This is a genomic window from Bacteroidota bacterium (genome assembly GCA_035506275.1).
Classification (GTDB): Bacteria; Bacteroidota; Ignavibacteria; order UBA10030; family UBA8401; genus JAGVPT01.
Map to the genome: position 1 here is coordinate 86,757 of DATJPT010000009.1, position 23,714 is coordinate 110,470.

The 23,714-nt window shown below is 53.0% G+C and carries 23 protein-coding genes and 1 tRNA gene; 20 read left to right on the plus strand and 4 right to left on the minus strand.

From position 1 onward, the window contains the following. The first annotated feature begins 1 nt into the window (after position 1). From VMF88_08205 to VMF88_08230, 6 genes are all read left to right on the plus strand, one after another. Positions 2-1,858 carry an ABC transporter ATP-binding protein gene (locus VMF88_08205; protein ID HTY11041.1) on the plus strand — a complete coding sequence of 619 codons (1,857 nt, stop codon included), beginning with the start codon at positions 2-4 and terminating at the stop codon, positions 1,856-1,858. A gap of 9 nt (positions 1,859-1,867) precedes the next feature. After that, entirely contained in the window at positions 1,868-3,049 is a 1,182-nt protein-coding gene (locus VMF88_08210) for an O-antigen ligase family protein (GenBank protein HTY11042.1), read from the plus strand. Then, positions 3,046-3,801 carry a glycosyltransferase family 2 protein gene (locus VMF88_08215; protein HTY11043.1) on the plus strand — a complete coding sequence of 252 codons (756 nt, stop codon included), beginning with the start codon at positions 3,046-3,048 and terminating at the stop codon, positions 3,799-3,801. The genes VMF88_08210 and VMF88_08215 overlap by 4 nt, the downstream gene beginning before the upstream one ends. Before the next feature lie 163 nt (positions 3,802-3,964). Then, the gene (locus VMF88_08220; protein HTY11044.1) at positions 3,965-4,267 is read left to right on the plus strand and encodes a DUF1844 domain-containing protein; all 303 of its coding nucleotides are present in this window, start codon (positions 3,965-3,967) and stop codon (positions 4,265-4,267) included. Further along, a complete protein-coding gene (locus VMF88_08225; GenBank protein HTY11045.1) occupies positions 4,264-5,154 on the plus strand; it encodes an NAD(+)/NADH kinase in 891 nt (296 codons plus the stop codon). Before VMF88_08220 ends, VMF88_08225 begins: the two co-directional genes overlap by 4 nt. 1 nt (position 5,155) lies before the next feature. Continuing rightward, complete coding sequence (locus VMF88_08230; GenBank protein ID HTY11046.1) at positions 5,156-5,665, plus strand: thioredoxin family protein; 510 nt, start codon at positions 5,156-5,158, stop codon at positions 5,663-5,665. A 5-nt stretch (positions 5,666-5,670) separates the two neighbouring features. On the opposite strand, the gene VMF88_08235 is transcribed toward VMF88_08230, so the two are convergent. Further along, positions 5,671-6,105, minus strand: a complete 435-nt coding sequence (locus VMF88_08235; protein ID HTY11047.1) for a hypothetical protein — start codon at positions 6,103-6,105, stop codon at positions 5,671-5,673. Between the two features lie 121 nt (positions 6,106-6,226). Here VMF88_08235 and VMF88_08240 point away from each other — a divergent pair, with 121 nt between their 5' ends. The 11 genes from VMF88_08240 (at position 6,227) to VMF88_08290 (ending at position 14,957) form a co-directional block, all read left to right on the plus strand. Beyond that, positions 6,227-6,937 (plus strand): hypothetical protein, encoded by a 711-nt coding sequence (locus VMF88_08240; protein HTY11048.1) that lies wholly within the window; start codon positions 6,227-6,229, stop codon positions 6,935-6,937. A 40-nt stretch (positions 6,938-6,977) separates the two neighbouring features. Next, positions 6,978-7,049: transfer RNA gene (locus VMF88_08245), tRNA-Thr, on the plus strand. A 49-nt stretch (positions 7,050-7,098) separates the two neighbouring features. Continuing rightward, a complete protein-coding gene (locus VMF88_08250) occupies positions 7,099-8,070 on the plus strand; it encodes a YpdA family putative bacillithiol disulfide reductase (protein ID HTY11049.1) in 972 nt (323 codons plus the stop codon). 95 nt (positions 8,071-8,165) lie between these two features. Beyond that, positions 8,166-9,575: a F0F1 ATP synthase subunit beta gene (atpD, locus tag VMF88_08255; protein HTY11050.1), complete on the plus strand. Its 1,410-nt coding sequence runs from the start codon at positions 8,166-8,168 to the stop codon at positions 9,573-9,575. Between the two features lie 17 nt (positions 9,576-9,592). Further along, entirely contained in the window at positions 9,593-10,000 is a 408-nt protein-coding gene (locus tag VMF88_08260; GenBank protein ID HTY11051.1) for a F0F1 ATP synthase subunit epsilon, read from the plus strand. A gap of 125 nt (positions 10,001-10,125) precedes the next feature. Continuing rightward, positions 10,126-11,244, plus strand: a complete 1,119-nt coding sequence (gene alr, locus VMF88_08265) for an alanine racemase (GenBank protein HTY11052.1) — start codon at positions 10,126-10,128, stop codon at positions 11,242-11,244. After that, positions 11,237-12,145 carry a hypothetical protein gene (locus tag VMF88_08270; protein ID HTY11053.1) on the plus strand — a complete coding sequence of 303 codons (909 nt, stop codon included), beginning with the start codon at positions 11,237-11,239 and terminating at the stop codon, positions 12,143-12,145. The genes alr and VMF88_08270 overlap by 8 nt, the downstream gene beginning before the upstream one ends. Positions 12,146-12,154: 9 nt before the next feature. Beyond that, positions 12,155-13,249 (plus strand): mannose-1-phosphate guanylyltransferase, encoded by a 1,095-nt coding sequence (locus VMF88_08275; protein HTY11054.1) that lies wholly within the window; start codon positions 12,155-12,157, stop codon positions 13,247-13,249. 33 nt (positions 13,250-13,282) lie between these two features. Beyond that, positions 13,283-13,771, plus strand: coding sequence for a septal ring lytic transglycosylase RlpA family protein (locus VMF88_08280; protein ID HTY11055.1), 489 nt, complete (start codon positions 13,283-13,285; stop codon positions 13,769-13,771). Between the two features lie 54 nt (positions 13,772-13,825). Then, entirely contained in the window at positions 13,826-14,503 is a 678-nt protein-coding gene (rpiB, locus tag VMF88_08285) for a ribose 5-phosphate isomerase B (protein HTY11056.1), read from the plus strand. A gap of 91 nt (positions 14,504-14,594) precedes the next feature. After that, on the plus strand, positions 14,595-14,957 hold the full coding sequence (locus VMF88_08290; protein HTY11057.1) for a hypothetical protein: 363 nt from the start codon (positions 14,595-14,597) through the stop codon (positions 14,955-14,957). Between the two features lie 75 nt (positions 14,958-15,032). Here VMF88_08290 and VMF88_08295 read toward each other — a convergent pair whose 3' ends face one another. From VMF88_08295 to secD, 3 genes are read right to left on the minus strand one after another with little or no spacing between them, the layout of a single operon-like run. Continuing rightward, positions 15,033-15,368, minus strand: a complete 336-nt coding sequence (locus VMF88_08295) for an STAS domain-containing protein (GenBank protein ID HTY11058.1) — start codon at positions 15,366-15,368, stop codon at positions 15,033-15,035. 44 nt (positions 15,369-15,412) lie between these two features. Further along, positions 15,413-16,336, minus strand: a complete 924-nt coding sequence (gene secF / locus VMF88_08300; GenBank protein HTY11059.1) for a protein translocase subunit SecF — start codon at positions 16,334-16,336, stop codon at positions 15,413-15,415. Positions 16,337-16,359: 23 nt separating this feature from the next. Beyond that, complete coding sequence (gene secD / locus VMF88_08305) at positions 16,360-18,246, minus strand: protein translocase subunit SecD (protein HTY11060.1); 1,887 nt, start codon at positions 18,244-18,246, stop codon at positions 16,360-16,362. Between the two features lie 493 nt (positions 18,247-18,739). Here secD and VMF88_08310 point away from each other — a divergent pair, with 493 nt between their 5' ends. The 3 genes from VMF88_08310 (at position 18,740) to VMF88_08320 (ending at position 23,709) form a co-directional block, all read left to right on the plus strand. Then, entirely contained in the window at positions 18,740-22,054 is a 3,315-nt protein-coding gene (locus VMF88_08310; GenBank protein HTY11061.1) for a phospholipase D-like domain-containing protein, read from the plus strand. Positions 22,055-22,282: 228 nt separating this feature from the next. After that, positions 22,283-22,825: a hypothetical protein gene (locus VMF88_08315; protein HTY11062.1), complete on the plus strand. Its 543-nt coding sequence runs from the start codon at positions 22,283-22,285 to the stop codon at positions 22,823-22,825. Further along, positions 22,822-23,709: a DMT family transporter gene (locus tag VMF88_08320; GenBank protein ID HTY11063.1), complete on the plus strand. Its 888-nt coding sequence runs from the start codon at positions 22,822-22,824 to the stop codon at positions 23,707-23,709. The genes VMF88_08315 and VMF88_08320 overlap by 4 nt, the downstream gene beginning before the upstream one ends. Positions 23,710-23,714 lie beyond the last annotated feature (5 nt).

Sequence of the window (23,714 nt, forward strand, 5' to 3'; positions counted from 1 at the left end):
TATGAAAATATTTTTTCGGATCCTGGAATACCTTCGCCCGTACTGGAAACGGCTGGCCCTGTCGATCACCTGCACGGTATTTTATTCCGTCTTTAGCGGAGCATCGATCTACCTTTCCATCCCCCTTGTTGAAACGCTGTTTGACCAATCGGCCTCGCAAGTGCAGACGCCGCCGAGGAACAGCGTTGTACCGAATGAAGTGATCAGCGGCAAGCAGCAGCTTGAAAGCCTTATCAAGTCGCTCATCTTCACCGGCTCCAAGACCGATTCATTGCTGAAGATCTGTCTCGTGATTCTGGTGGTGTTCTTGCTGAAGAATCTGTTCGGCTACGTTCAATCGTATATGATGGCATACGTTGAACAAGGGTTGATGATGGACATTCGCAACGAGCTCTACCGCCATCTGCACAATCTTTCGCTCAGCTATTTCACGAACGAGAGGACCGGTAATCTCATCTCGCGCATCACGAACGATGTGAACGTCGTCAACGGCGGCGTCTCGGCGAGTTTCGTGACATTGATCCGTGAACCCTTGCTGGTTGTTGTCTTTCTGGCGATCGCCTTCACGCTGAGCTGGAAACTGACCCTTCTCTCGTTCGTCGTTTTCCCATTCTCGCTGTATATCATCAGTTCGATCGGCGTACGGCTCTACAAAGAAAGCGGCGTGATGCAGGAGAAGATGGCCGACATCACCTCCGTGCTTCAGGAGACCATTTCGAACGTGAAAGTGGTGAAAGCATTTGCGATGGAGGATTTTGAGGACAAAAAATTCCGGAAGGAAACGAAAAGCTATTTTCGAACGATGCTGACGATGACGCGAGTCAGAAACCTCGCAGCCCCCGTCACCGAATTCCTTTCGATCGTCGCCGGCGTTGCGATCATCTGGTACGGCGGACGGCAGGTGCTTGTCACGGGTGAAATGAAAGCCGCGGAGTTTCTCGGATTCCTCTTTGCCATCTTCCAGGTGATGCCGCCGATCAAGGAGCTCAGCAGCGTGACAAACCGGCTTCAGGAATTCGCAGCCGCCGGGCGGCGCATTTTTGAGATCCTCGACACGAAGCCCGCGATCGAAAATCATCCGGATGCAGTCCCCCTCTCAACGCTGAAAAAAGGGATCGAATTCAAGAACGTTTCCTTCGTCTATTCATCTGCCGATAACGGCAAGGGGGGCAGGCCCGAGGTTCTCAGCGGCATTAATCTTCGGATCAAAAAGGGGGAGGTTGTAGCGATCGTCGGTCCGAGCGGAAGCGGCAAGACCACCCTCGTCGACCTGATCGCCCGGTTCTACGATCCGGTCGAAGGCGTGATCGAGTTCGACGGCGTTAACATTAAACGTTTTGCCCTCCGGTCGCTGCGGGGCCAGATCGGCATCGTGACGCAGGAGACGATTCTCTTTAACGACACCGTTCGCAACAACATCGCGTACGGCTTGGCCGAATTTCCCAACGACAAGATCCGCGAAGCGGCGAAGGCGGCAAACGCACTGAGTTTTATCGAGGAGATGCCGGACGGCTTCGATTCGGTCATTGGCGACCGCGGCACAAAGCTTTCCGGCGGACAGCGTCAGCGCATTTCGATCGCGCGCGCCCTGTTGAAGAATCCTCCTGTAATGATCTTTGACGAAGCGACCTCAGCGCTCGATTCGGAAAGCGAAGTCCTTGTTCAAGAGGCGATCGAACGCCTGATGCGCAACCGCACCTCGCTCGTGATCGCCCACCGGCTTTCGACCATACGCAACGCCGACAGGATCATTGTCCTTGAAAAAGGGAAGATTGTCCAGGAAGGACGGCACGTGGAGTTGTTAAAACAGAAGAACGGTCTCTACAAGCGGCTGTGTGATCTACAATTCAATGCCTGAAGTGAACCTATGAGTGAAACCCTCACCGATTCCCGCCGGCAGCAGCATGTCCTCATCCTCTTTGCGCTTCTGGTGGTTCAGGTAGCGACAATTTCAATTTCGATCGCCGCGTCCTCGGTTGCGTTCGGCCTCTCGCTTCTGTTCGTCATCTACTGGAGCGCTGCCGAACGGCGGTGGCTTTTTTTTCGGACCCCGCTCGATTATTTCTTCTTGGCATATGTGTGTATCGAATTGACGACCATTACCACGGCGATCTATCCTGCTCAGGCGGCGGTAAACGCCAAACGGTTGCTTCTCATCTCAGTCATCTATTTAGTACTCCTGTCTTTTGATTCGCGGAAAAAGATCCTGCGAAGCCTCTTCATTATTTTTGCTGCCGTTGCCGCCGTTTCGATCATCGAGATAGCGTACTATTACATTGAGCGGGAGGGAAGGCTTTACGTTTTCCAGCATTACATGACGACGGGGGGGTTGAAGATGATCACCTGCTTGCTCATTGTCCCGTTCCTTCTCCATAAAGAGACCCCCGCAGTCTATAAGCGATGGATGGCGCTCTTTTTCGTTCCTTCGTTCATCGCTTTGATCCTCACCAATACGCGCAGTTCTTGGGTGGGATTTCTCGCCGGGTTTGTCGTCATCAGCCTTCTGAAGAACAAATATCTCTTTTTCGTGCTTGTTGCCTTTCTCGTCCTTTTCTTTTTGTTCGCCCCCGCAACGCAGGTGCACAGGGCAAAAAGCATTGTCGACCTCTCGGACCCGACGAATCATTCACGGCTTGTCATGTGGTCGACCGGTCTCAAGATCTTCGCCGACCATCCTTTACTTGGCGTCGGCGATTCGGACATGCACGAAATTTACGACAAATACCGGTCTCCCGACGACACAGAAGTGGCCGGGCACCTTCATAATAATTTCGTCATGCTCCTCGTCACGCTCGGCATCGTGGGTCTCACGGCGGTCGTCGCCCTTTTTCTCAGGATCCTCATCGTGGAATTTCAGAATCTAAGAAGTGCAAACACCGATTGGCTTTACGGATCGGTGACGTTGGGGGCCTTTGCCGTTTTCATCGGATTTCTTGTCAATGGTTTGTTTGAGTGGAATTTCGGCAGCCATCAGATCATGGTATTTACCTGGTTCACGGTGGGATTGTCGCTTGCAATGAAGCGACTGCTCGTGAGGGAGACGGCATGACACCGCTGTCGGTGATCGTCATTACCCGCAATGAAGAGCGGAATATCATTGCCTGCCTCGAGAGCGCAGCCTGGGCCGGCGACATTGTGATCGTCGACGCAGAGAGTAAAGATGCCACCCTGGCTCTTTCCCGGCGGTTCACGCAAAAAATTTTTGTCGAACCGTGGAAAAGCTTCTCCGAAGCGAAGGAATTCGCGGTCTCGAAAACCAGCCATGATTGGGTTCTTTGGCTTGACGCGGACGAACGCGTCACTCCCGAACTCGCTTCGGAAATACGGACTCTCTTGAATTCTCCCCCCGACCATTCCGCCTACTCGGTCGCCCGCCGGGCCTATTTCCTCGGCCGATGGATCAGGCACTCAGGTTGGTATCCGGGACGAGTGACGCGTTTGTTCAGAAAAGATCGGGCGTCGTTCTCACAAGCGGCGGTGCATGAGGGATTGAATATTCAAGGGACCACGGGAAGACTTCGACACGACCTGCTTCATTTTACAGACCCGAACCTGTTCCACTATCTTGCCAAATTCAACCGTTACACGACGCTTGCGAGCAAAGAATCGTTCGACGGGAAGAAAAAATTCCGGCCGATCGATGTCGTCGTTCGTCCCCCCTGGTCGTTCATCAGAATGTATTTTCTGAGGCTCGGTTTTTTGGACGGCGTGCCCGGATTACTCCTCGCTCTTCTTTCGTCGTTCTATGTTTTTACAAAGTACGCAAAGCTTTGGGAGACATGGAATTCCGAGGTTGCTTGAACCCTCCGGCGCTTCACTAAACAGCATAGACATAAATTGATATTGCGCCGGCTCGCTCCGCTGAATTTGATTTTGGCGCTTCTCTTTCGTACCATTGCATCCATCGCTTTTTGGAAAGAAGATCGGTTTCAAACAATGTGTAACGATAGACAGAAGAAATAAAATGGAAAATCTCGAAAAGAATGAGATCATGTTTATCCAGCTTGTTTCCATGTTCCAGGCGGCAGCGCTTCAACAAATGGGGAAAATGAAGAACCCTGTGACGGATAAGATAGAAAAGAACTTGGAGCAAGCTCAACTATCAATTGACTTGCTCGATATGTTAAAGGAGAAGACAAAAGGCAACCGTTCGGCAGATGAAGAGCGTTTTCTTTCGAGCGTGATCCAGGACCTAAAATTGAACTATGTGGATGAACTTGCGAAAGAGACTCCATCGCCGGCAGAGAAGAGTGAGGCGTCGAAATGAAATTTGGTATTGTTGGGAACCTGACGAAGGAAACACTCGGGGAAGCTGTTCAGCGGCTGCTTGGAACTGGAGAGAAGCGGCTGATTGAATTCGTAACGCACGATGAAATCGCTAAAATTGTCAACAAAGAGACGGGCAAAAAGGTCATTGCGAAGAAGGACACGGCCCCGCTCGAGGAGATTGCCGGCGAATGCGACATTTTGGTCGCGTTCGGCGGCGATGGAACCATCCTTTCTGCCGCAAGGCTTGTCGGCCGTGCAGCCGTTCCGATTCTCGGCGTGAATCTTGGAAAACTCGGATTCCTTGCCGAACTCTCGATCGACGAAGTGGAGTCCTTTGTCGATGACATCCTGAACAACCAGCATGTCATAGAGGACAGGATGGTGATCAAGGTGACTGCCGAGGGGGACGATCTGCAATTCTTTGGCGTCAACGACATCGTCATCGACAAGAGCAATTCTTCGCGCGTCATCGACCTTGAAACATACGTCAACAATGATTACCTGATGACCTACCGGGCCGACGGGATCATCGTTGCGACCCCGACGGGAACTACCGGGTATTCGCTCGCGACCGGCGGACCGATCGCTGTCCCGACGACGGACGTTCTGACCGTCAGTCCGATTTGTCCGCACACGCTCACGGCAAGGTCCGTCATCGTCCCCGACTCGAGCGTGGTCCGCGTCGTCGTCGAATCCAAACTTCAAAGTGTGCGGGTGACGGCAGACGGACAGCAGGAACAGATGTTCACCCCCCCCGTGAATCTTTTTGTCCAGAAAGCGGATTACTCGGTAAAGCTTGTGAAACGGAAGGACAAGAGCTACTACGACGTTCTCCGGTCGAAGCTCATGTGGGGAAAAGATATCAGAGTAACGAAGGTGGATTGAAATGACGCGTGCGGCGGTCGTTATTGTGGTAGTGGCGTTGATCGGCGGCTGCGGCCCGAGCAGTTCATACCGTGTTTCCGTTGATCCTCACGGTCAAAAAATTCTCACGGGCCGGATTTCCCCCGCGATACTCGAATCCGACAGCTCATTCCAATGGTACAAGAAGAACTACGATTCGTTCACGCCGGATTCTGCATCTGTTGCGTTTCTTTCGTCCGCTGCAAAGAACATTCACTTCATTGTCTTCGGCGGCACATGGTGCGGCGACACGAAACGCGAACTTCCGAAATTTTTCAAGACGGTCTCCCTTGCCCGCATCCCCGAATCGAACATCGAATTGTACGGCGTTGATCGTTCAAAGAGAAGCAGCGACGGGTTGACCGAGACCTACGATATAACGAGCGTTCCCACCTTTATCGTGATCTCCGGCGGAAAGGAACTTGGAAGGATCGTGGAACAGCCGGAAGAGAGCATCGAGCTCGACCTGATGCATATCGTGCAGAAGAAGTAACGCCGTTACTTGGTGTCTTTCGCCCCTTCATGAATCCATTGTTTCAACCCCTGGATCTGATTCTCGACAAGCGGTCTCGCCGGAGGCATTGGCGGCGATCCCGCCTTTGCTTCGATGCACCAGACAAATCTGCTGTTGGTTGAGTCGCCGTCTACGATCACGCCCGGGTCCAGCTTCCACAACCCGTAACTTGTCAGGTTGAGTTTTGCGTCCTGACTATCGTGGCATGAGGTGGTCGCACAGCCGACGTTAAACAGCGGTTGCACCTGTTTCTCATAGCTGATTCCGGTTGCAGGAAAAACAATTTGATCCAGCGCCGAAACGGAATTTGACGAGTCTTTGCACGCTGGGAAAAGGGAAAAGAGAATCGCGAATGTGCCGGCTGCTGCAAACCGCAGAAGAGGTATCAACGGGCCGGTGGCTTTTTTATACTGGTGCATAAGTAAATATACGCCGAATGTTTTTTACCTTCAAATTCCAAATTTGAATGATGAAACTTTAGTGAAAAAGCGCTACCTTGAGTCAGCAAAAGTATACAGGAAATATTCACGCATGCAACGCATGATGTCCCGCAGAAGTTGGCTGTGGTGTGTCGTTCTTTTATTGATGACGGGCAAGTCGTATGGACAGCTTTTTGACGAAAGCTATCCCTCGCTTGACGATTATCGCTCGGTCGGCCTTGGCGCCTCGGCGCAGAATTTCTATGCCGCAGGGGGAAATACACTCTCCGATTCTGCACGAATTCGAATCACCAACCCCTTGTGGTCGGTTGAGTACCGGCAAATGGGATTGCGAGTCGCGTTCGGGTATTCTCCGTACAAATTTAACAACGAGAACCGTTCGGAAATTTCGCTTGCTGCGGAATCCATTACCGATATCGGGATCGCGTCGGCCTCCGACCATGCGAATTTTTTTCTCCCCATTGTCTTTTCGACTAATTTTGTCCAGGCTAGCGGAGCGACGAATTCGACGAGAGATTTTAACATAGCGAATGTGGGCATCGGGACAGGGTTAAAGTTTGAGCAGGTGTCGGAGAACTTCGGATTTCAGATCACAGGTGTTGGTGTCCTTTATTATAGTACTGCCGGCTTCAGCGTTGAAAGCGGGTCTTCAACATCAGGCCTGGTTGAACTTCAGTTTCTGTTTCGGGGTCTCATCGGTGAAGGGATGACGGCGGGCTACAGGTTTGAAGCTCAGAGCTGGTCGATGAGCGATAAGTCGCAAAATTATACACGGCTGATCCAGGGCCCGTTTATTGGAATTTTCTTCTAATTTTTTCTATATTATCAGGTGAAACTGACCTTGAACCAATGCTGAAGTAGCTCAGCGGTAGAGCAGCGGTTTCGTAAACCGCAGGTCGTGGGTTCAAATCCCACCTTCAGCTCTGGCAAACTCAAATCCGTCCTTTCGCAGCCAAGAAGGACGGATTTTTTGTGGACGAATCTTCTATGTATGACGTCATCATTATCGGAGCGGGCCCGGCGGGGCTCTCTGCAGCGATTGAAGCTCGCGCCGCAGGATTAAAATATCTTCTCCTGGAGAAAGGGGGAGTGGTCAACTCTCTCCAGCACTTCCCCGCAGCAATGTCATTCTTCTCCACTCCGGAACTCCTCGAGATCGGCGGGATTCCGTTTACTTGCTCCTCGATGCGGCCGACAAGGATCGACGGCTTGGAATATTACATCCGCGTTGCAGAACATTTCAAGCTGAGATTGAACCTGTTTGAGCGGGCAATTTCCGCGCAAAAAACAGTGCACGGTTTTGAACTTACCTCCGACAGGTCGGCATATACCTCTCGGAACATTGTGGTGGCAACAGGATATTTTGACAACCCGAATTTATTGCGAATCCCGGGGGAAGAATTGCCGAAGGTCTCTCACTATTACTCCGAGCCGTTTTCCTTCTATCGGCAGAAAGTCGCCGTGATCGGCGGCAAGAACTCTGCCGCTATCGCCGCACTGGAACTGTACCGGCACGGAGCTTCCGTTACGTTGGTCCATCGAAATGAGAGATTAAGCGATGGCATTAAATACTGGATACTTCCCGACATCGAGAACAGGATAAAAGAGGGGACGGTTACCGCGTATTTTTCGACCGAACTGAAAGAGGTTCAAAAGGATTCTGTCGTGCTGGAGAGCAGCGCCAAAGGCCGGTTTTCTCTTCCGAACGATTTCGTTTTTGTGCTCACGGGATATCACCCCGACGTCGCCTTTCTGAAATCCGCAGGAGTTGAAACAGATCCTCAAACCATGGCGCCGGTCCACGACGAGAAGACGATGGAAACAAACGTGAAGGGACTTTACATTGCGGGATCCATCGCCGCCGGGAAGAACAACAATAAAATATTCATCGAAAACGGCCGCCACCATGGTAAGTCCATTATTTCAGCTATACTTGCAGGATAATTTTCAGGGATTGGATTGATTTTTAGGCAAAAAATCGCTAATTTATCTTATTAGTTACGAACATTGCGCTATTAAAGGTTTACGAAAGGATAAGAATGGCCGAAGGAAAAATAGTCCAGGTTATCGGACCCGTTATTGACATCGATTTCTCAGACGGCGAACTGCCGGGGATTCTCAACGCGATAACCATACCGCGAGTAAATACTGAAGGCGTTCAGGAAGATCTCGTCGTTGAGGTACAGCTGCATCTCGGGGAAAATCGCGTTCGCACGGTTGCGATGGATTCGACCGATGGGTTGGTGCGCGGCATGAAAGCGGTCGATACCGGCGCTCCGATCAAGGTTCCGGTCGGCCCGAAGGTACTCGGGCGCCTCATCAATATCATTGGAAAACCGATCGACCCGCTCGGTCCTGTCGAAGCCAAAGCATATTATCCCATCCATCGACCCGCCCCGGACTTCAGCCAGCTCAGCACGCAGAAGGAAATGTTTGAGACGGGGATCAAAGTTATCGACCTCCTCGAACCGTACACCAAAGGAGGGAAGACCGGATTGTTTGGCGGCGCGGGTGTCGGCAAGACGGTGTTGATCACGGAACTGATTCACAACATTGCGAAGGAGCACGGCGGTTACTCCGTGTTTGCCGGCGTGGGCGAGCGGACAAGAGAGGGGAACGACCTCTGGCTGGAAATGAGAGAATCAGGAGTGCTGGATAAGACCGCTTTGATCTTCGGGCAAATGAATGAACCCCCCGGCGCGCGACTTCGGGTCGGTTTGACCGCATTGACCACGGCCGAATATTTCCGCGACGAGGAGGGAAAGGACGTTCTGCTTTTCATCGATAACATTTTCCGTTTCACCCAAGCCGGGTCCGAAGTATCCGCGCTGCTTGGACGTATGCCGTCCGCGGTAGGGTACCAGCCGACGCTGGCGACCGAGATGGGCGCTCTTCAAGAGAGAATTACGTCGACCAAAAAGGGTTCCATTACCTCCGTGCAGGCGATCTACGTTCCTGCAGACGACCTTACCGATCCCGCTCCAGCAACGACGTTTTCGCATCTCGATGCCACCACAGTGTTGAGCCGCCAGATTTCCGACATGGGAATTTATCCTGCGGTCGATCCGCTCGATTCAACATCGCGCATCATGGATCCGGAAATTATCGGCCAAGAACATTACGACATCGCCCGCTCGGTCAAAAATATTCTCCAGTCTTACAAGGACCTCCAGGACATTATCAATATTCTCGGCATGGATGAATTGTCGGATGAGGATAAACTTGTCGTTCAGCGTGCGCGCCGCATCCAGAAATTTTTGTCGCAGCCGTTCTTTACCGCGGAGCAATTCTCTGGTGTCCCTGGCAAATATGTAAAACTCGCGGACACGATCAAGGGTTTCAAGGGGATCATTAACGGCGATTACGATTATCTGCCGGAGAACGCTTTTTATATGGTCGGAACGATCGAAGAAGCGATTGAACAGGGGAAGAAACTGCAGGCAGCCTAAACGAACAGCTCACATCAATGGCAGGAAAGAATTTTAACCTCGACATCGTCACTCCGACCAAAACAGTTTTCTCGGGCGAAGTGCAAAGCTTCAGCGCACCGGGAGAAGCGGGAGGCTTTCAGGTCCTCTTCAACCATGCTCCGTTTCTTTCTTCGATCACCGTCGGACAAGTGAAGGTGGTCGACTCTGGCGGGAGCGAAAGCCGATACGCAACGAGCGGCGGTTTTGTTGAAGTGAACAGCAACAACGTGATCCTGCTTGCTGAAACGGCCGAGCGTTCTGATGAGATCGATGTTCAAAGGGCGGAGAAAGCGAAAGAGCGGGCAGCGGAGCGCCTGCGGGAAAGGGAGCGAATTGATGAAGAGCGCGCCCGCGTAGCCCTTGCGAGAGCAATAAATCGATTGAAAGTTGCCGGCGGTCACTAGCCGTCAACGTCGCGACCGTACGAGCCCACAACGAAAATATCTGGTTGTGGGCTTTTCTATATGTGCGTTGATTCTTCCTCATTTATCCGCTATATTGGCTTTGAATTTTTTACAATGCTGAATTCATGAGACCGACCTACGCAGAGATTGACCTCGGAGCAATTCATTACAATCTACAGCAAGTTCGTAAAAAGGTCGGTGCCCGCCCGCGTATCATGGCTGTCGTGAAGGCGAATGCCTACGGCCATGGTATGATCCCCGTCGCGAAATCGGTGCTTCAGGGAAAGCTGGCTTCGTATCTCGGTGTAGCGATCGTTGAAGAGGGAATAACGCTCCGCAGCAATGGTATCACCGCCCCCGTGCTGGTGCTGACCGCCCCCCCCGAGCCCCAGCTCGAACTTTTTATTGGACATCGTTTGGGCGCAACCCTCTGTTCGATCTCCATCGCGCGCAAGCTCGACAGCCTTGCAGCGGCAGCCGGGAAGAAGGCCGTCGTTCATGTCAAAGTGGACACGGGGATGGGCAGGATCGGGATCCCCCCCAAAGATACGCTTGCTTTTATCAACGAGGTGAGATCACTTCGTCATATCGAGGTGGAAGGGATCTTCACCCACTTCGCAACGTCCGACGGAAAAAATCTCACATTTGCCCGGAAGCAGTTGTCGGATTTTACCTCGCTGCTTCGCGGGCTTGATGCCGCCGGGATCCATATTCCGATAAAACACTGCGCCAACAGCGGAGCGGTACTTCAGTTGAACGAATCGTACCTGGACATGGTCCGCCCCGGCATCGTGTTGTATGGCTACTATCCTTCCCGCGAAACGCGAAAATCCATCGCGCTAAAACCCGCTATGTCGATCCGTTCGAGGATCGAATTCATGAAAACGGTCGAGAAAGGGACGAGCGTTAGTTACGGGCGCCGGTATTACACACCGTCCAAGACGAACATCGCATCGGTCTCGATCGGCTACGCGGACGGCATCAGCAGAAGGTTGACGAACAAAGCGAAGGTTCTCGTCAACGGAAAGAAATATCCGGTTGTCGGCACGATTTGCATGGACCAGCTGATGATCGACCTTGGCAGGCGTTCGGCATGCAAGGTTGGCGACCGAGTGACATTATTGGGGAAGGACGGCGGAGAGGAAATTTCCTGCTGGAAAATTTCCGAAACGCTGGGGACCATCCCGTATGAAGTTTTTTGCGCAGTCTCAGAACGAGTCCCGAGAAGTTACATTTATGGATAATCCAGAACAATACGTATTGCAGGTGCTTCACAGGACGCAGGCGGGTTTGCAGGACAGCCTGATCCCGTTTCACGGAAATAAAATGAAGCGGCTGACCGAACGGCTTGATCAGTCGGTCAACCTCAGGCAGGAACTTCAATTGCTGAAACATGTGAACGGATTTACCAAAGCCGCTCTTTCGATGGAATGGGTGATGGAGCGCGTGACGCGCTCGGGGGAAGATTTTTCGCCGGACCAGTTTGACGTGGATGCCACACTGCTCAGCGACAAATTTTTTGAAGCATTTTTGAGCGAGCCGTTCGACGTTCCGGGAGAACCTCTGGCCCCTGTCGGCGCCGGACCCGTGGTATCAGATGAGTCGCCGGCTGAGCCTTCGCTCCCGGATCCGATCGCTGAACAGCCGCAGCCAGAGGTTCAACCTCTGGCCACCGAAGAAACTCAGGGAGCAGCATCGGTTGCGCAGCCTGAACCGGAAACACTTCCGGAGCCGGAGCCGATCGCTCCTCCTGCTCCCGCGGAACCGCCGGGATTGAAGGAATTGCTCGACCAGAATCTTTTGCTCGGCTTCCAGAGATTCACCGATATCGTTTCCAAGCTGGAGGAAAAGAGCCCGTCGGAGAGAAAGAGCGTTTTTGCCGTGCTCGCGATGATCGCACGGAGTTCGAGCGAGGTTGCCCGCGCTCAGGGGAAGAAGGAAATTTTGGATTTTTTCCAATCGGTCACGAAATTTATTCAGTATGTCGATTCGTCGGGTTCGGCTCAGGATTCGCGCGTTGCCGCGATGATGCGCGCAGTCGGAGAACATCTCACGAAAGCACTCGCTGAACCGGCGAACGGCGCAGCCATGCTTCAGAGCATTAACGAAATGCTGCAGGATCCCGAACACTCGCTCAAAATCTAGAGGTGAATTGTGGGAAAGGCTAATGTCTACGCCGTCATCATGGCGGGGGGAGTAGGTTCCCGATTCTGGCCGCGCAGCCGCGAACGGTCGCCGAAACAACTGAAGGAAATGGTGGGAGGCCGGACGATGATTCAGAATGCCGTCGGCCGGCTCGAAGGCTTGACCCCTTCCGAAAAGATCTTCGTGGTCGTCAACAAACTGCACAAGAGCGCTGTCGTAAAGCAGCTCCCCGGCATCCCCGTGGAGAATATCATCGTTGAACCGATCGGCCGCAACACTGCGCCGTGCATCGGGCTGGCGGCGATGTTCGTGCACCGGCTGGACCCGGACGGGGTCATGGTCGTTCTCCCTTCGGACCATATTGTCACTGACGAGAAAGAATTTCGTCGCCTGCTCGAGGTCGGAGTGGACATTGCGCACAAAAAATCCTCTCTCATTACGATCGGCATCCAACCGACACATCCGGAAACAGGCTACGGATATATCCAAGTTGTCGAGGAGGAGCGGGGAAAAAACGGAACGCTGCCGCAGGGAGTCTTCAAAGTTAAGACGTTTGCGGAGAAGCCGAACCTTGCTACAGCCCAGAAATTCGTTGAGAGCGGCGACTTCTACTGGAACAGCGGCATTTTCATCTGGCGTGCCGATGTCATTTTGAATGAGATCAAACGGTCGCTGCCGGAACTCTCCGACCATCTCTCCAGCATCGAGCCGTCCCTCGGGACGCCGTTGTTCGAGCAGGCCCTTGACCACGCGTACGGATTGATGCGCGGGATCTCGATCGACTACGGCGTCATGGAAAAAGCAACGGACACATACGTCATCCGGGGAAATTTCGGATGGAGCGACGTCGGTTCGTGGGATGAGGTCTACCGGCTTTCTGCAAAGGATGAACACGGGAACTTCATTCAAGGCAAAGTCATTTCGTACAATACGAACAATTCGTACATCTACACGGGCGATAAACTGGTGACGACTGTCGGCGTCGACGATCTGATCATTATCAATACAGATGATGCCTTGTTGATCTGCAAACGGGGGGCATCGCAGGATGTCAAGGAGATCGTCGACCATATACGGCGCAAGCAAATGAATGAGTATTTGTAGCCGGACGTTTCCGAACCTGCCAGAACGAAAAAAGTGAAAGAGTCCGTCAGGCGACATACGAAAACGCTGGCCGGCGAATCGATCTTCATCATCGTTGTGCTCATTGCGGCGTCGATCGCGGGCGGATGCGCTTCCTCACCCCGGTTCACGCGCGACCGGTCGGCAGGCTCGTCATCCCATGCCGCCGGTGACGATGCAAAGTCGCTGAAGACCATGACGGGAATTGCATCGTATTATGCCGACGATTTTAACGGCAAGAAAACCGCGAACGGGGAAACGTACGACATGTACAAAATGACCGCGGCGCACAGGTCGCTCCCGTTCAACACAAAAGTGCGCGTTACGAATCTCGATAACAAGCGGTCGATCATCGTTCGCATCAACGACCGGGGTCCTTTCAAGCTGGAACGCATTATCGACCTCTCGCTCGCCGCTGCCACGCAGCTGGGAATGAAGGGGACGGGGACCGCGAATGTAAAACTTGAAGTGGTCGAATGGGGGGATGATGAGTACGCGAAGTAGCGCGGGTCTTGGCTCCCGTCGTGGCTAGCTCGTATTCGGCAAGTCATTACTACTATGGCGAAAAAAATTCTCACGGAACAGGATATCGTCAACGCCGCGAGGGAAGGGAAGCAAGTCCTCTTCGCCGACCGGAATACGATCGTCACTCCCTCTGCCCGCGACAAGGCAAGAGCATTGAACATCCGGCTCACCGACCAGGCGGAGACGACGAGCCAACCGCGCCCGGAAACACCCCCTGCCGTGTATGCTACTTCGTCCATCCCGTCAACGAACGTCGGCTCAAAGCTCATCGTGATCGGAAGCGATCACGGCGGGTTTCAGACAAAGGAAATGGTGAAGCGATATTTGGCGGAATTGGGCTACAAAACGCTCGATGTCGGAACGAATTCCGAAGAAGCCTGCGATTATCCCGACTACGCGTATGCAGTGGCGAGGATCGTCGCGAAGGGGGAAGCGTGGCGTGGCATCATGATCGACGCGACCGGCGTTGCGTCATCGATCGTCTGCAATAAAGTGCCCGGTGTGCGGGCGGCGGCCTGCTTCAATGAATTTGTCGCGCAGAGCAGTCGGGAACACAACGATGCGAACGTCCTGACGCTGGGAGCGAAGGTCCTCGGCGCCGAGGTCATCAAGTCCATCATCAAGATCTGGCTTGAAACATGGTTCGGGGGCGGGAGACATAAAAAGCGGGTCGATAAGATCACGGACGTCGAGAAGAAATTTACAAAGTAGGTGATCGCGCAGCTGGAGCCTATTGCGCAACTTGCAGGTTTGATACTCTGTCGCATCCCCCTTTTGCCGTTAAACAAATTTCTCTTGTCCAATGAATCCGGTGCCGGAGTACCTGCCGATCGCCTCATTATGTGTCGGCGGATGGGTTGTTCTCAATGGCGTTTTGCATGATGTTTTTGTTCTTCGTTCGGAGCATGGTAAACAATACGACCGCAATTTGCTCCGCCTGCTCATGGACGGCCATGTTCTTGTCACATGCGGGATGATTCAGATGGTCGTCTTCAAAGGATTGCAGGCGAATGAACAATGGGCTCTGCTCGCTTCGGGGATCGCCAGCGTGAGCCTTCTTGTCTACTGTGGCATGATCTATCCGTTCCTGAAATCGATGGTCACGATGGCCCTGAATTTCCTTCTGCTGTTGATGATCATCGCCGGCTTTTTTACCGCGGGATAGTCGGACGACCGGCGAACAACAAAAAAGGCGTCATGCTTGTGCACAGACGCCTTTTTTATTGTTGACAGAAGAGGTTTAGAAACTCTCAACCGCCTTTTTCACGGTGTCGAAATGTTCAAATACGGACAGAAGTTTTGTGACCTGCAGAAGTTTGAGGATCTTCTCTGAAGCGCCGGCAAGCTTGAGATCTCCCTTCACATTCCGCATCGTCGTCACGCCTCCGATCAGCATGCCGAGGCCTGAGCTGTTCATGGAAGAAACGCCCCTTAAGTCGACAACGACCTTCTTCTTCTTGGCATCGATCAATTTGTGGAGCGTATTATTGAGCTCTGTCGCATCGGGGCCGCCGAGAACGTTTCCCTCGAGCGTAATCACCGTGACCCCTCCGGATTCTTTCGATGCAAATTTCATTGCGGAATCTCCATGGACTGACGAAAAACGGCGCCGTTTTTTTACTAGACCTGATGGGCTTTAAGGTTTTTGTACCGGGTATAATCGAGGACGATCGCGCTTGCGACGTAGATCGACGAGTACGTACCGGTAATTGTCCCGATCAAGAAGGTGAACGCGAATCCCCGGTTGACCTCGCCGCCGAAAATGATCAGGACAACGAGAACCATAATGACCGTTCCGCTCGTGATGACCGTTCTGCTCAACGTCTCGTTGATGGATTTGTTCATCACGGTGAAGAGGCTCTCGCTCCTGTAAATCTTCAAGTTCTCGCGGATCCTGTCGAAGACGATGACAGTATCGCTCGTCGAAAAACCGATCAGCGTGAGGAAGGCGGCCATCAGGTTCTGTGAAATTTCGAGGTTCAAATGAGGAGACACGCCGTTAAAGAGGATCACCAGCCCCAGCGTCAGCAAGACGTCGTGGAAGAGCGCGATGACCGCTGCGACCCCGTAAATGAACTTGAACCGGAACCCGATATAGACGAGGATGATGACGAGCGTCGCGACGACGGCATAGACGGCGTTTCGGCGCAGTTCGGCGCCGATCTTCGGCTCGATCTTTTCTTTCTTCAGGACCTCGAAGTTATTCCCCTGAAACTGGGCTGACAAACCCGACCGGATTCTATCGGCCACGGTGGTGCCCTCTTCCTGAGCCGACGTTCGGATCAGAATATCGGTCGGCGCGCCGAATGTTTTTATTTCGGTGCCGGGCAAGCCGATCCTATCCATCGTCGTCCGCACTTCATTGATCGACGGGGGAGTCTGAAAGCGGATCAGCAGCTCGGTTCCTGACACGAAGTCGATGCTGTAGTTGACGGGCTTGAACAGGATCGCCAGCAGACCGATGAACAATGTCAACCCGGAAAGCGAGTACCAAAGTTTTCGCTTCCCCATAAAATCAATATTCGTTTTCTTGAATAACCTCATGGAAAAAACTCCGAATCCAATTGTTAGCCGAAATTAATAGATGCAGTTGAGCGCGACGTCATAAAATTGAAGATGACGCGCGTAATGATAATACCGGTGAAGAGGTTTGCGGCCGTTCCCATCATGACCGTCAATGCGAATCCCTGTACCGGTCCGGTCCCGAACTGAAAGAGAACGACGCCGCTGAAGAACGTCGTGATGTGCGAATCGAAAATAGCGCTGAAGGCCTTCGAGTAACCGGCGGAGATCGCGGCGCTCAACGTTTTGCCGGTGGTCAATTCCTCGCGTATGCGTTCGTAAATAAGAACGTTCGTGTCGACGGCCATACCGATCGTCAGCACGATGCCGGCGATGCCGGGAAGCGTCAATGTTCCGCCGAACGCGGCAAGCGTCGCGAAAACAAAAAGCACGTTAATGAACAATGCGGTATTGGCGACAAGTCCGCCTGTCCGGTAGTACGCGATCATAAAGAGAACCGTGATGATCAGGGCATATGTGAACGAATTGATTCCGGCGTGGACCGAATCTTCTCCGAGCGAGGGTCCGACACTCCGCTGTTCGATGATGTCGACAGGAGCCGGGAGGGCGCCGGCTTTAAGGACGATCTCCAGAAGTCTCGCTTCGTCGATATTTTCCATTCCTTCAATCTCGGAACGTCCTCCGGTGATCTTTCCTTTGATGACCGGGGCTGAGAAAACGGCATTGTCGAGGACGATCGCCATCCTTTTGTTGACGTTGGCTCCCGTAATGCGCGCCCAGTCCCTCGCTCCCTCGCTGTTCATGTTCATCGTCACAATGGGCTGATTGAAGTTCGGGTCGATCGTTGCGCGCGCATCGACGATGACGCCGCCGGTCAGTTCGGGAGTTTTCTTCAGACCAAGCAAGCCGTAAAATTTCACCCCTTCGCTGGTGAAACTTGGTTTTGACATCCAGTAGAATGCCATGTCGCTCGGGATCAATGTCTGCACGTCAGGCCGATTGAGGATCCTGTCGATCTTTGCGCGGTCGTTCTCCGAAGCATACCCTTCACCGGTTCCCTTTTGATTCGGACGGACCAAAGCAAAAAATGGATGTTCTTTCGCGAACTGTTCCGGGCTCTTTTCGCCGGGGGTGACGGATTGATTGGAGTCGGATCGAGTCAAGGCCGAGAGAGCATTGGAAGGCCGGGTCGAAGAGTCCTTTGCCGCGTGCGTGGAGGATGTGTCCGTGAATCCCTGTGATGCCAGGTATTTGTCGATGGCCTCCATGGTTTTGTAGATGATGTCGGGGTCCTTCATCAGCTTGAATTCGAGGAGCGCCGTACCTTGCAGCAGCTGCCGAACCTCTTCCTCTTTTGAAACGCCGGGGAGTTCGACAATGATCCTCCTTGCTCCTTGTTTCTGGATCGAAGGCTCGGAAACGCCGTACTGGTCTACGCGGTTTCGGACGATTTCGATCGCACGGTCGACGGCCTTATCGGATTCATCCTTGAGCCTCTTGATAATTTCATCATTCGATTCGCGGAGACTGCCGTAGTACCGGCTCAGGCGGATCTGCTTCTCTTCAAACTTTTGCTTAAAAACATCTGCAACGTTCTCATCGCCGACCTGCGTCTCTTTTTCTATCTCAGAAACAATGGCGTTATACTGGTCATCTCTTTTCGTTCCGGCCATCTCTTCGAACATCTTTAAGATGTTGACCTCGAGGACAACGCGCACTCCGCCCTGAAGGTCGAGGCCGACTTTGATCCGTTTTGATCGCGCGTCGCGAATTTGCTTTTCATTCGACTGCAGAAACGCAATGCTGTCGGCGCCGGTGAGTGATTCGAGATGTTTATTCAGCCTGTATGACTGATAGGTGGGGTAAAGAAAGTAGAGGGCAAGGCAAATTGCCGCAAGAACCAGAATCAGCCTGCCGCGAGACTGTTTCACGTCGTAACCTCCGAACGGATATTCATTTCATTATTTTCAAAAGAAAAAGCCTGCATGTGCCGTTTATTCAAAAGTTCAAAAATATAACTGAAACTCCTTACAAAGTCAACGATAAACTGGTCTGAGGAGTGCTGCACTCTTGCGTTCGGGGTTTTTGGGACCAGGGCTTTCTCGTTTGAGATCGCCGGTCGGGAAAGGAGTGAATCTCATTCCCGATGTCTCGCTCAAAAAATGACGGACCGATGCCGCTCGCGAAGTGAGTCTGGGCGCGATAGCGCACGTTCTTCAACTGCTGCAACAGCCTGGTCTGATAATGGCGGAGCGACGCCGTTGCATACCTCCTCTCGTTGGAGTTTTGGAGGGATAAAAAAAGAGTGTCGGTGCCAGGGGATCCTTCCTTCGCAGTGTCCATAAGATTCACGTTTATTTGAAGCGCTAATTTCATATATTGAGAAGGGAATTGTTCCGCAATCATTATGAGGAGAGGATCGTTATGAAATGTGTGCTCGCGAATGTTCTTTTGGTTGTAATGGTATCAGGCGCTATTATTCAATCGGCATCAGCACAACCTGCAAACCACGTGGTCATCAGTGAGGTCTATGGCGGGGGAGGGAATTCAGGTTCGACGTACAAGAACGATTTCGTTGAGCTGTATAATCCGACCACGTCCCCCGTCAGTCTCAGCGGATGGTCGGTCCAGTATTCTTCAGCTGCGGGAACAACGTGGCAGGTGACAAATTTGTCCGGAACCATTGCGGCTCATGGATACTTTTTGGTGCAAGAATCTGCCGGTACCGGTGGAACGGTAAATCTGCCGACGCCCGATGTCGCTGATACCCTTAAGTTGAGCGCGACAGGCGGGAAGATCTCTCTGTCCAGTGCTGCGAGCGCTCTCAGCGGCGCTAATCCGACCGGTCCGTCCATTGTCGATCGAGTCGGATACGGAACAGCGAACGGGTACGAAGGGGCCGGTGCTGCGCCCGCGCCGAGCAACACCACTTCAATCGAACGAAAAGCTAACAGAACGGCGACATCCTCGTCAATGGCCCCGGGAGGCAGCGACGAGCTGGCTGGAAACGGATACGACTCGAATAACAATGACTCCGATTTCGTCGTTCGCTCGTCTCCGCAGCCCCAAAATTCCTCAAGTCCCTTGGAACCAGCTCTTACGGTCGGGGGCAACGGGACCGGCACGGCGGTTATTTCCCCCGCGACGGTCAATGCGCTTTCTACGACGTCATTCACTATTGCCGTTGCCGGCGACGGAACCAACACGCTCGACAGCGTGATCGTGATCCCTCCTTCCGGCTGGGTGTGGTCCGAGTCTGTTTCGAGCATATCGCTGTCGGGAAGCGGTGGAACAAACGCGGTTGCGGCCGTTGCCGCGGACACGATATCTATCGGCAAGGCGGCAATTACAGATATGGATTCGTGCAAGATCACGATTACCTCTCTCACCGCTCCCGACTCTTCTGTGACATCAAATTTCATCATCAAGACCGGACTCAACGGCGGTACGCCATTAAAGATTGCCGCGGCCGTGAGCGTGACGGTGCTTAAAATCGCGCATATCGTTGACATTCATATCAACAATGCTCAGGGGATCCCGGCCCCGCCGTATCAGGTCGGAGCGACTGTCACTGTTTCCGGAATTATCACTGCAGACTACAGCGCAACGCAGACGAATATATTTGTTCAGGACGCTACCGGCGGCGTGTGCGTGTACCATCCATACCGTTCGTTCGATTACCAGCTGGGGGACAGCGTGACGGTGACCGGGACCATCACACAATTCCGCGGGCTTGTTGAAGTTTCTCCCGACACGACGAACTATATTCTTCACTCGCGCGGGAATGCACTTCCCGTTCCGCTCGTCTTAACGGCGCACGACGTCAACGAGACTTTCAACACGGATGATTTTACAGAGTTGAACGAGGGACGGTTGGTCCGCATCAACGGCGTCACCTACAACGCATCGGCAAATACCATTACCGATGCAACGGGGACGACCGGCTCGTACATTACCTCCACGCCTCCGAGCGGAGCCTTCGACGTCGTCGGCATCCTGAAACAATACCAGCCCGGTTCGCCCGCTGCTCCGCCGTACACCGGAAATTACGAGGTCGACCCACGGTTCGATGCAGACGTCATTCCGCTTCCCGGCCCGGTCATGACGACGGCGCCGTATGAATCGGGCATCGGCCCGAATTCCGTGATCATCAACGTCATTACGTCTTCCCCTTCGATCGCCGTTGTCAAGTATGGTTTGACCCCTTCATACACAGATTCGGTGACGTCACCGGTTGATACGGCCCATGCTGTACTATTGAAAAATCTTGCCGTTTCGACGGTCTATCATTATCAGGTTTTCGTTTCTGATCCGTCCGGAACGAACTCAACTGCCGACGCCATTTTTATCACCGGTTCGACGTCAAGCGATTCGATCGGAGTCTTCTTCAATAAGAGCGTCAGCTTTTCCATTGCCCAGGCGGAAAGCGCAAAGCAGCTGGTCGACCTTTCGAAGGTGCTCCTGTACCGGATCAGCAAAGCACAGTATTCGATCGATATGTGCGCATACAGCTTCAGCGGAGGGGTCGGAGCCACGATCGCTTCAGCACTGCTTGCAGCCCATGGCCGTGGAATAAAAGTGCGCGTCATTGGCGAGCACGATAATATTACGACCGCCCCCTGGGGCACGCTGAAAAGCGGAGGCATCACGGTCATCGACGATGCGTACGACCTTGTCAATGCGGGGAATGGACTGATGCACAACAAATTTTATATTTTCGACCACCGCGATTCGTCCGTTTCGAGAAATGACTGGGTCGTGACGGGATCATGGAATGCCACCGACCCCGGGACCGATGACGACGCCCAGAACATGATCGAGATCCAGGACCGGTCGCTCGCTGAGGCGTATACAATTGAGTTCAATGAGATGTGGGGGAGCAGCGGAGACAGTCCGGATCAGGCATTGTCGAGATTCGGAGCCGACAAGACCGACAATACTCCGCACCGTTTCCTCATCGGCGGGTATCCGATGGAGCTGTACTTCAGCCCTTCTGACAAGACCACGTCCAAGATCAACGCGGCGCTCAACGCCGCGACATCGTCGATCAACGTCTGCATGTATACCTTCACACGTGACGACCTGGCGGCAACATTGATCGCGAAAAAGAATGCCGGGGAAAAAGTTCATGTGGTGATGGACAACAAGACCGACACCGGCAATGAATTCTCGGCGCTGCAAAATGCCGGCGTTGATGTCCTCTTAAAAAATCTGGCTCCGAGCCCAAGCAGCGCGCTCCTCCACCATAAATATGCCGTGATCGATGCTGATAATCCGTCGCCGAGCAACGTTGTCCTTACCGGTTCCCATAACTGGTCGAGTGCCGCCGAGACCCAGAATAACGAGAACGAGCTGGTGATTCATAGTCAGCTGATCGCCAACCTTTATCTTCAGGAATTCAAGCAGCGCTATGAGGATGCCGGCGGCAGCGACGACATTGTCTTGTCTGTGAAATCGGTTTCGACAGAGGCGCCGACGAAATACGAACTGAGCCAGAACTATCCGAACCCTTTCAATCCTACGACGAATGTTCAATTCTCGGTCGTCAACGCAAGATTCGTGTCAGTGAAGGTCTATGATATTCTTGGCAGGGAGGTCGGAACGCTTGTCAATGAAACCATGAGTCCCGGGGTCTATACCGTGACATGGAATGCGGAGCGGTTCTCGAGCGGCATGTACTTCATCCGGATGGAGGCCGGTAATTTTTCGGCCGTCAGAAAAATTGTGCTGGTGAAATAATTTCCGGACAGTTGGAAGGAGCGGGATGCCGTTTCATGGATTCAGCGGGGGTCTGAATCCATGCGTCGCTGATCCAAGCTCAGCGTGACGGAATGCCGTCAGATTTTCTCGTTCCCGATCTGCGATCGGCAAGGAGCGGAAATTATCTACCTGTAGCACCACCGCGGACTCAGCGTTGTTGATTTTGACCGTTCCGGTCTGTATTTTATGCCTCAATCTGAGGAAACGATGCCTGATCTGCCTCGTGAAGAAATACGCCTCCGTTTTTCTTCTGCAAAAAGCTTCAACGAGATTTTTGACGCCTTCGAATCGGCGATCAACCAGCACATCGACGACATTGAACTCTACCGGCAGCTCTTCTGGAACGATTCCCTTCGCATCGATGAAATTATTTTGTTCGGGGAGAAGCTTGCGAAGGAATTCCCCCATAACGCTTACGACGTGTACATGTGGATGGCAAACGTCTTCGAAGCGGTGTTTTCTTCCGAAGATAATTTTGAACACAGCCTGATGTACTACCAAAAAGCCGCTTCGGTCAATCCCGTCGCGCCCGACCCGTACCTGGACGCATGCGACTGTTACGATCCTGACCTCAATATCCCTCCGCTTGAAACGCTTGTTGAATTTGTCAAAAAGGGGCTCGACCGGGTCACGGACAACAAGAGTCTCTGCAGCCGTCTCTCGAAATTGTACAAGCTTCTGGGCGACGAGGATCTCGCTGAATACTACCGCCTCAAAGCAGACGAATCGGGAGAACTCCCGCCGACATGAAGCAGGTAAAAGGGTATCTCTTCATCGCCATTGCCGCGACGCTCTGGGGGGCATCGGCGACGATCGTCAAGCATCTGTTCAACATCCAGTATCCGCCGCTGATCATCGTACAAACGCGCGTCTCGATCGCGTTCGTTGTTCTCGTCGTCTCCTTTCTTGTGACTAATCCGCGCCTTCTCGTGTTCAGGCTTCGCGACGTGCCGCTCTTCTTTTTCGTCGGAGTGTGCGGCATCGCCGGTTCGAACTATTTTTACTATTTCGCGATCAAGGAATCGAACGTGTCGACGGCGATCGTTGTGCAGTATTCAGCGCCGATCATGGTCGCGTTGTACGCCATCGCAATGCAGCACGAGAAAATGACGCGGTTCAAACTTCTCGCGTTGGTCTTCTCCACGGCTGGTATTTTTCTCGCCGTCGGAGGCCTCAACGGGTTGCTGGTCGCGAACCACAAAGGGATCCTCTTTGCTCTGATGGCCGCAGTGTCGTACGCGATCTTCAATCTGGCGGGAAAACCGCTGACGAAAAAATATTCCGTCTGGTCGTCTCTCGTGTTCACGCTGGGGGCGGCAACGCTCTTCTGGCTCGTTGTGCAGCCTCCCCGGACCATTCTGGCCGCGGGATATACGTTTGCCGACTGGAAGATCTTCGCTCTTGTTTCGACGACCTCGATCCTGGTTCCGTACTCCTTCTACTTTTTTGGGCTTCAGTATCTCTCTCCGACCAGGGCGATCATCACCAGCACGCTGGAACCGGTCGTCGCCATTGCGACGGAGTTTATTTTTCTCGGGGGAACGATGGGGCCTCTTCAGATCGTCGGCGCGTTCTTCGTGATCGGCTCGATCATTTTGCTTGAAACGACTTCCGGCATGCACCGGGAGAGCTAAGGAAG

Bases quoted from the DNA above. Each gene is read 5' to 3' on its own strand.
- VMF88_08210 (HTY11042.1), top strand. From the start codon at position 1,868: ATGAGTGAAACCCTCACCGATTCCCGCCGGCAGCAGCATGTCCTCATC.
- VMF88_08215 (HTY11043.1), top strand. From the start codon at position 3,046: ATGACACCGCTGTCGGTGATCGTCATTACCCGCAATGAAGAGCGGAAT.
- VMF88_08290 (HTY11057.1), top strand. From the start codon at position 14,595: ATGAATCCGGTGCCGGAGTACCTGCCGATCGCCTCATTATGTGTCGGC.
- VMF88_08310 (HTY11061.1), top strand. From the start codon at position 18,740: ATGAAATGTGTGCTCGCGAATGTTCTTTTGGTTGTAATGGTATCAGGC.
- rpiB (HTY11056.1), top strand. From the start codon at position 13,826: ATGGCGAAAAAAATTCTCACGGAACAGGATATCGTCAACGCCGCGAGG.
- VMF88_08270 (HTY11053.1), top strand. From the start codon at position 11,237: ATGGATAATCCAGAACAATACGTATTGCAGGTGCTTCACAGGACGCAG.
- VMF88_08320 (HTY11063.1), top strand. From the start codon at position 22,822: ATGAAGCAGGTAAAAGGGTATCTCTTCATCGCCATTGCCGCGACGCTC.
- VMF88_08205 (HTY11041.1), top strand. From the start codon at position 2: ATGAAAATATTTTTTCGGATCCTGGAATACCTTCGCCCGTACTGGAAA.
- VMF88_08260 (HTY11051.1), top strand. From the start codon at position 9,593: ATGGCAGGAAAGAATTTTAACCTCGACATCGTCACTCCGACCAAAACA.
- VMF88_08240 (HTY11048.1), top strand. From the start codon at position 6,227: ATGATGTCCCGCAGAAGTTGGCTGTGGTGTGTCGTTCTTTTATTGATG.
- atpD (HTY11050.1), top strand. From the start codon at position 8,166: ATGGCCGAAGGAAAAATAGTCCAGGTTATCGGACCCGTTATTGACATC.
- secF (HTY11059.1), bottom strand. From the start codon at position 16,336: ATGAGGTTATTCAAGAAAACGAATATTGATTTTATGGGGAAGCGAAAA.
- VMF88_08225 (HTY11045.1), top strand. From the start codon at position 4,264: ATGAAATTTGGTATTGTTGGGAACCTGACGAAGGAAACACTCGGGGAA.
- VMF88_08295 (HTY11058.1), bottom strand. From the start codon at position 15,368: ATGAAATTTGCATCGAAAGAATCCGGAGGGGTCACGGTGATTACGCTC.
- VMF88_08230 (HTY11046.1), top strand. From the start codon at position 5,156: ATGACGCGTGCGGCGGTCGTTATTGTGGTAGTGGCGTTGATCGGCGGC.
- VMF88_08235 (HTY11047.1), bottom strand. From the start codon at position 6,105: ATGCACCAGTATAAAAAAGCCACCGGCCCGTTGATACCTCTTCTGCGG.
- alr (HTY11052.1), top strand. From the start codon at position 10,126: ATGAGACCGACCTACGCAGAGATTGACCTCGGAGCAATTCATTACAAT.
- VMF88_08315 (HTY11062.1), top strand. From the start codon at position 22,283: ATGCCTGATCTGCCTCGTGAAGAAATACGCCTCCGTTTTTCTTCTGCA.
- VMF88_08220 (HTY11044.1), top strand. From the start codon at position 3,965: ATGGAAAATCTCGAAAAGAATGAGATCATGTTTATCCAGCTTGTTTCC.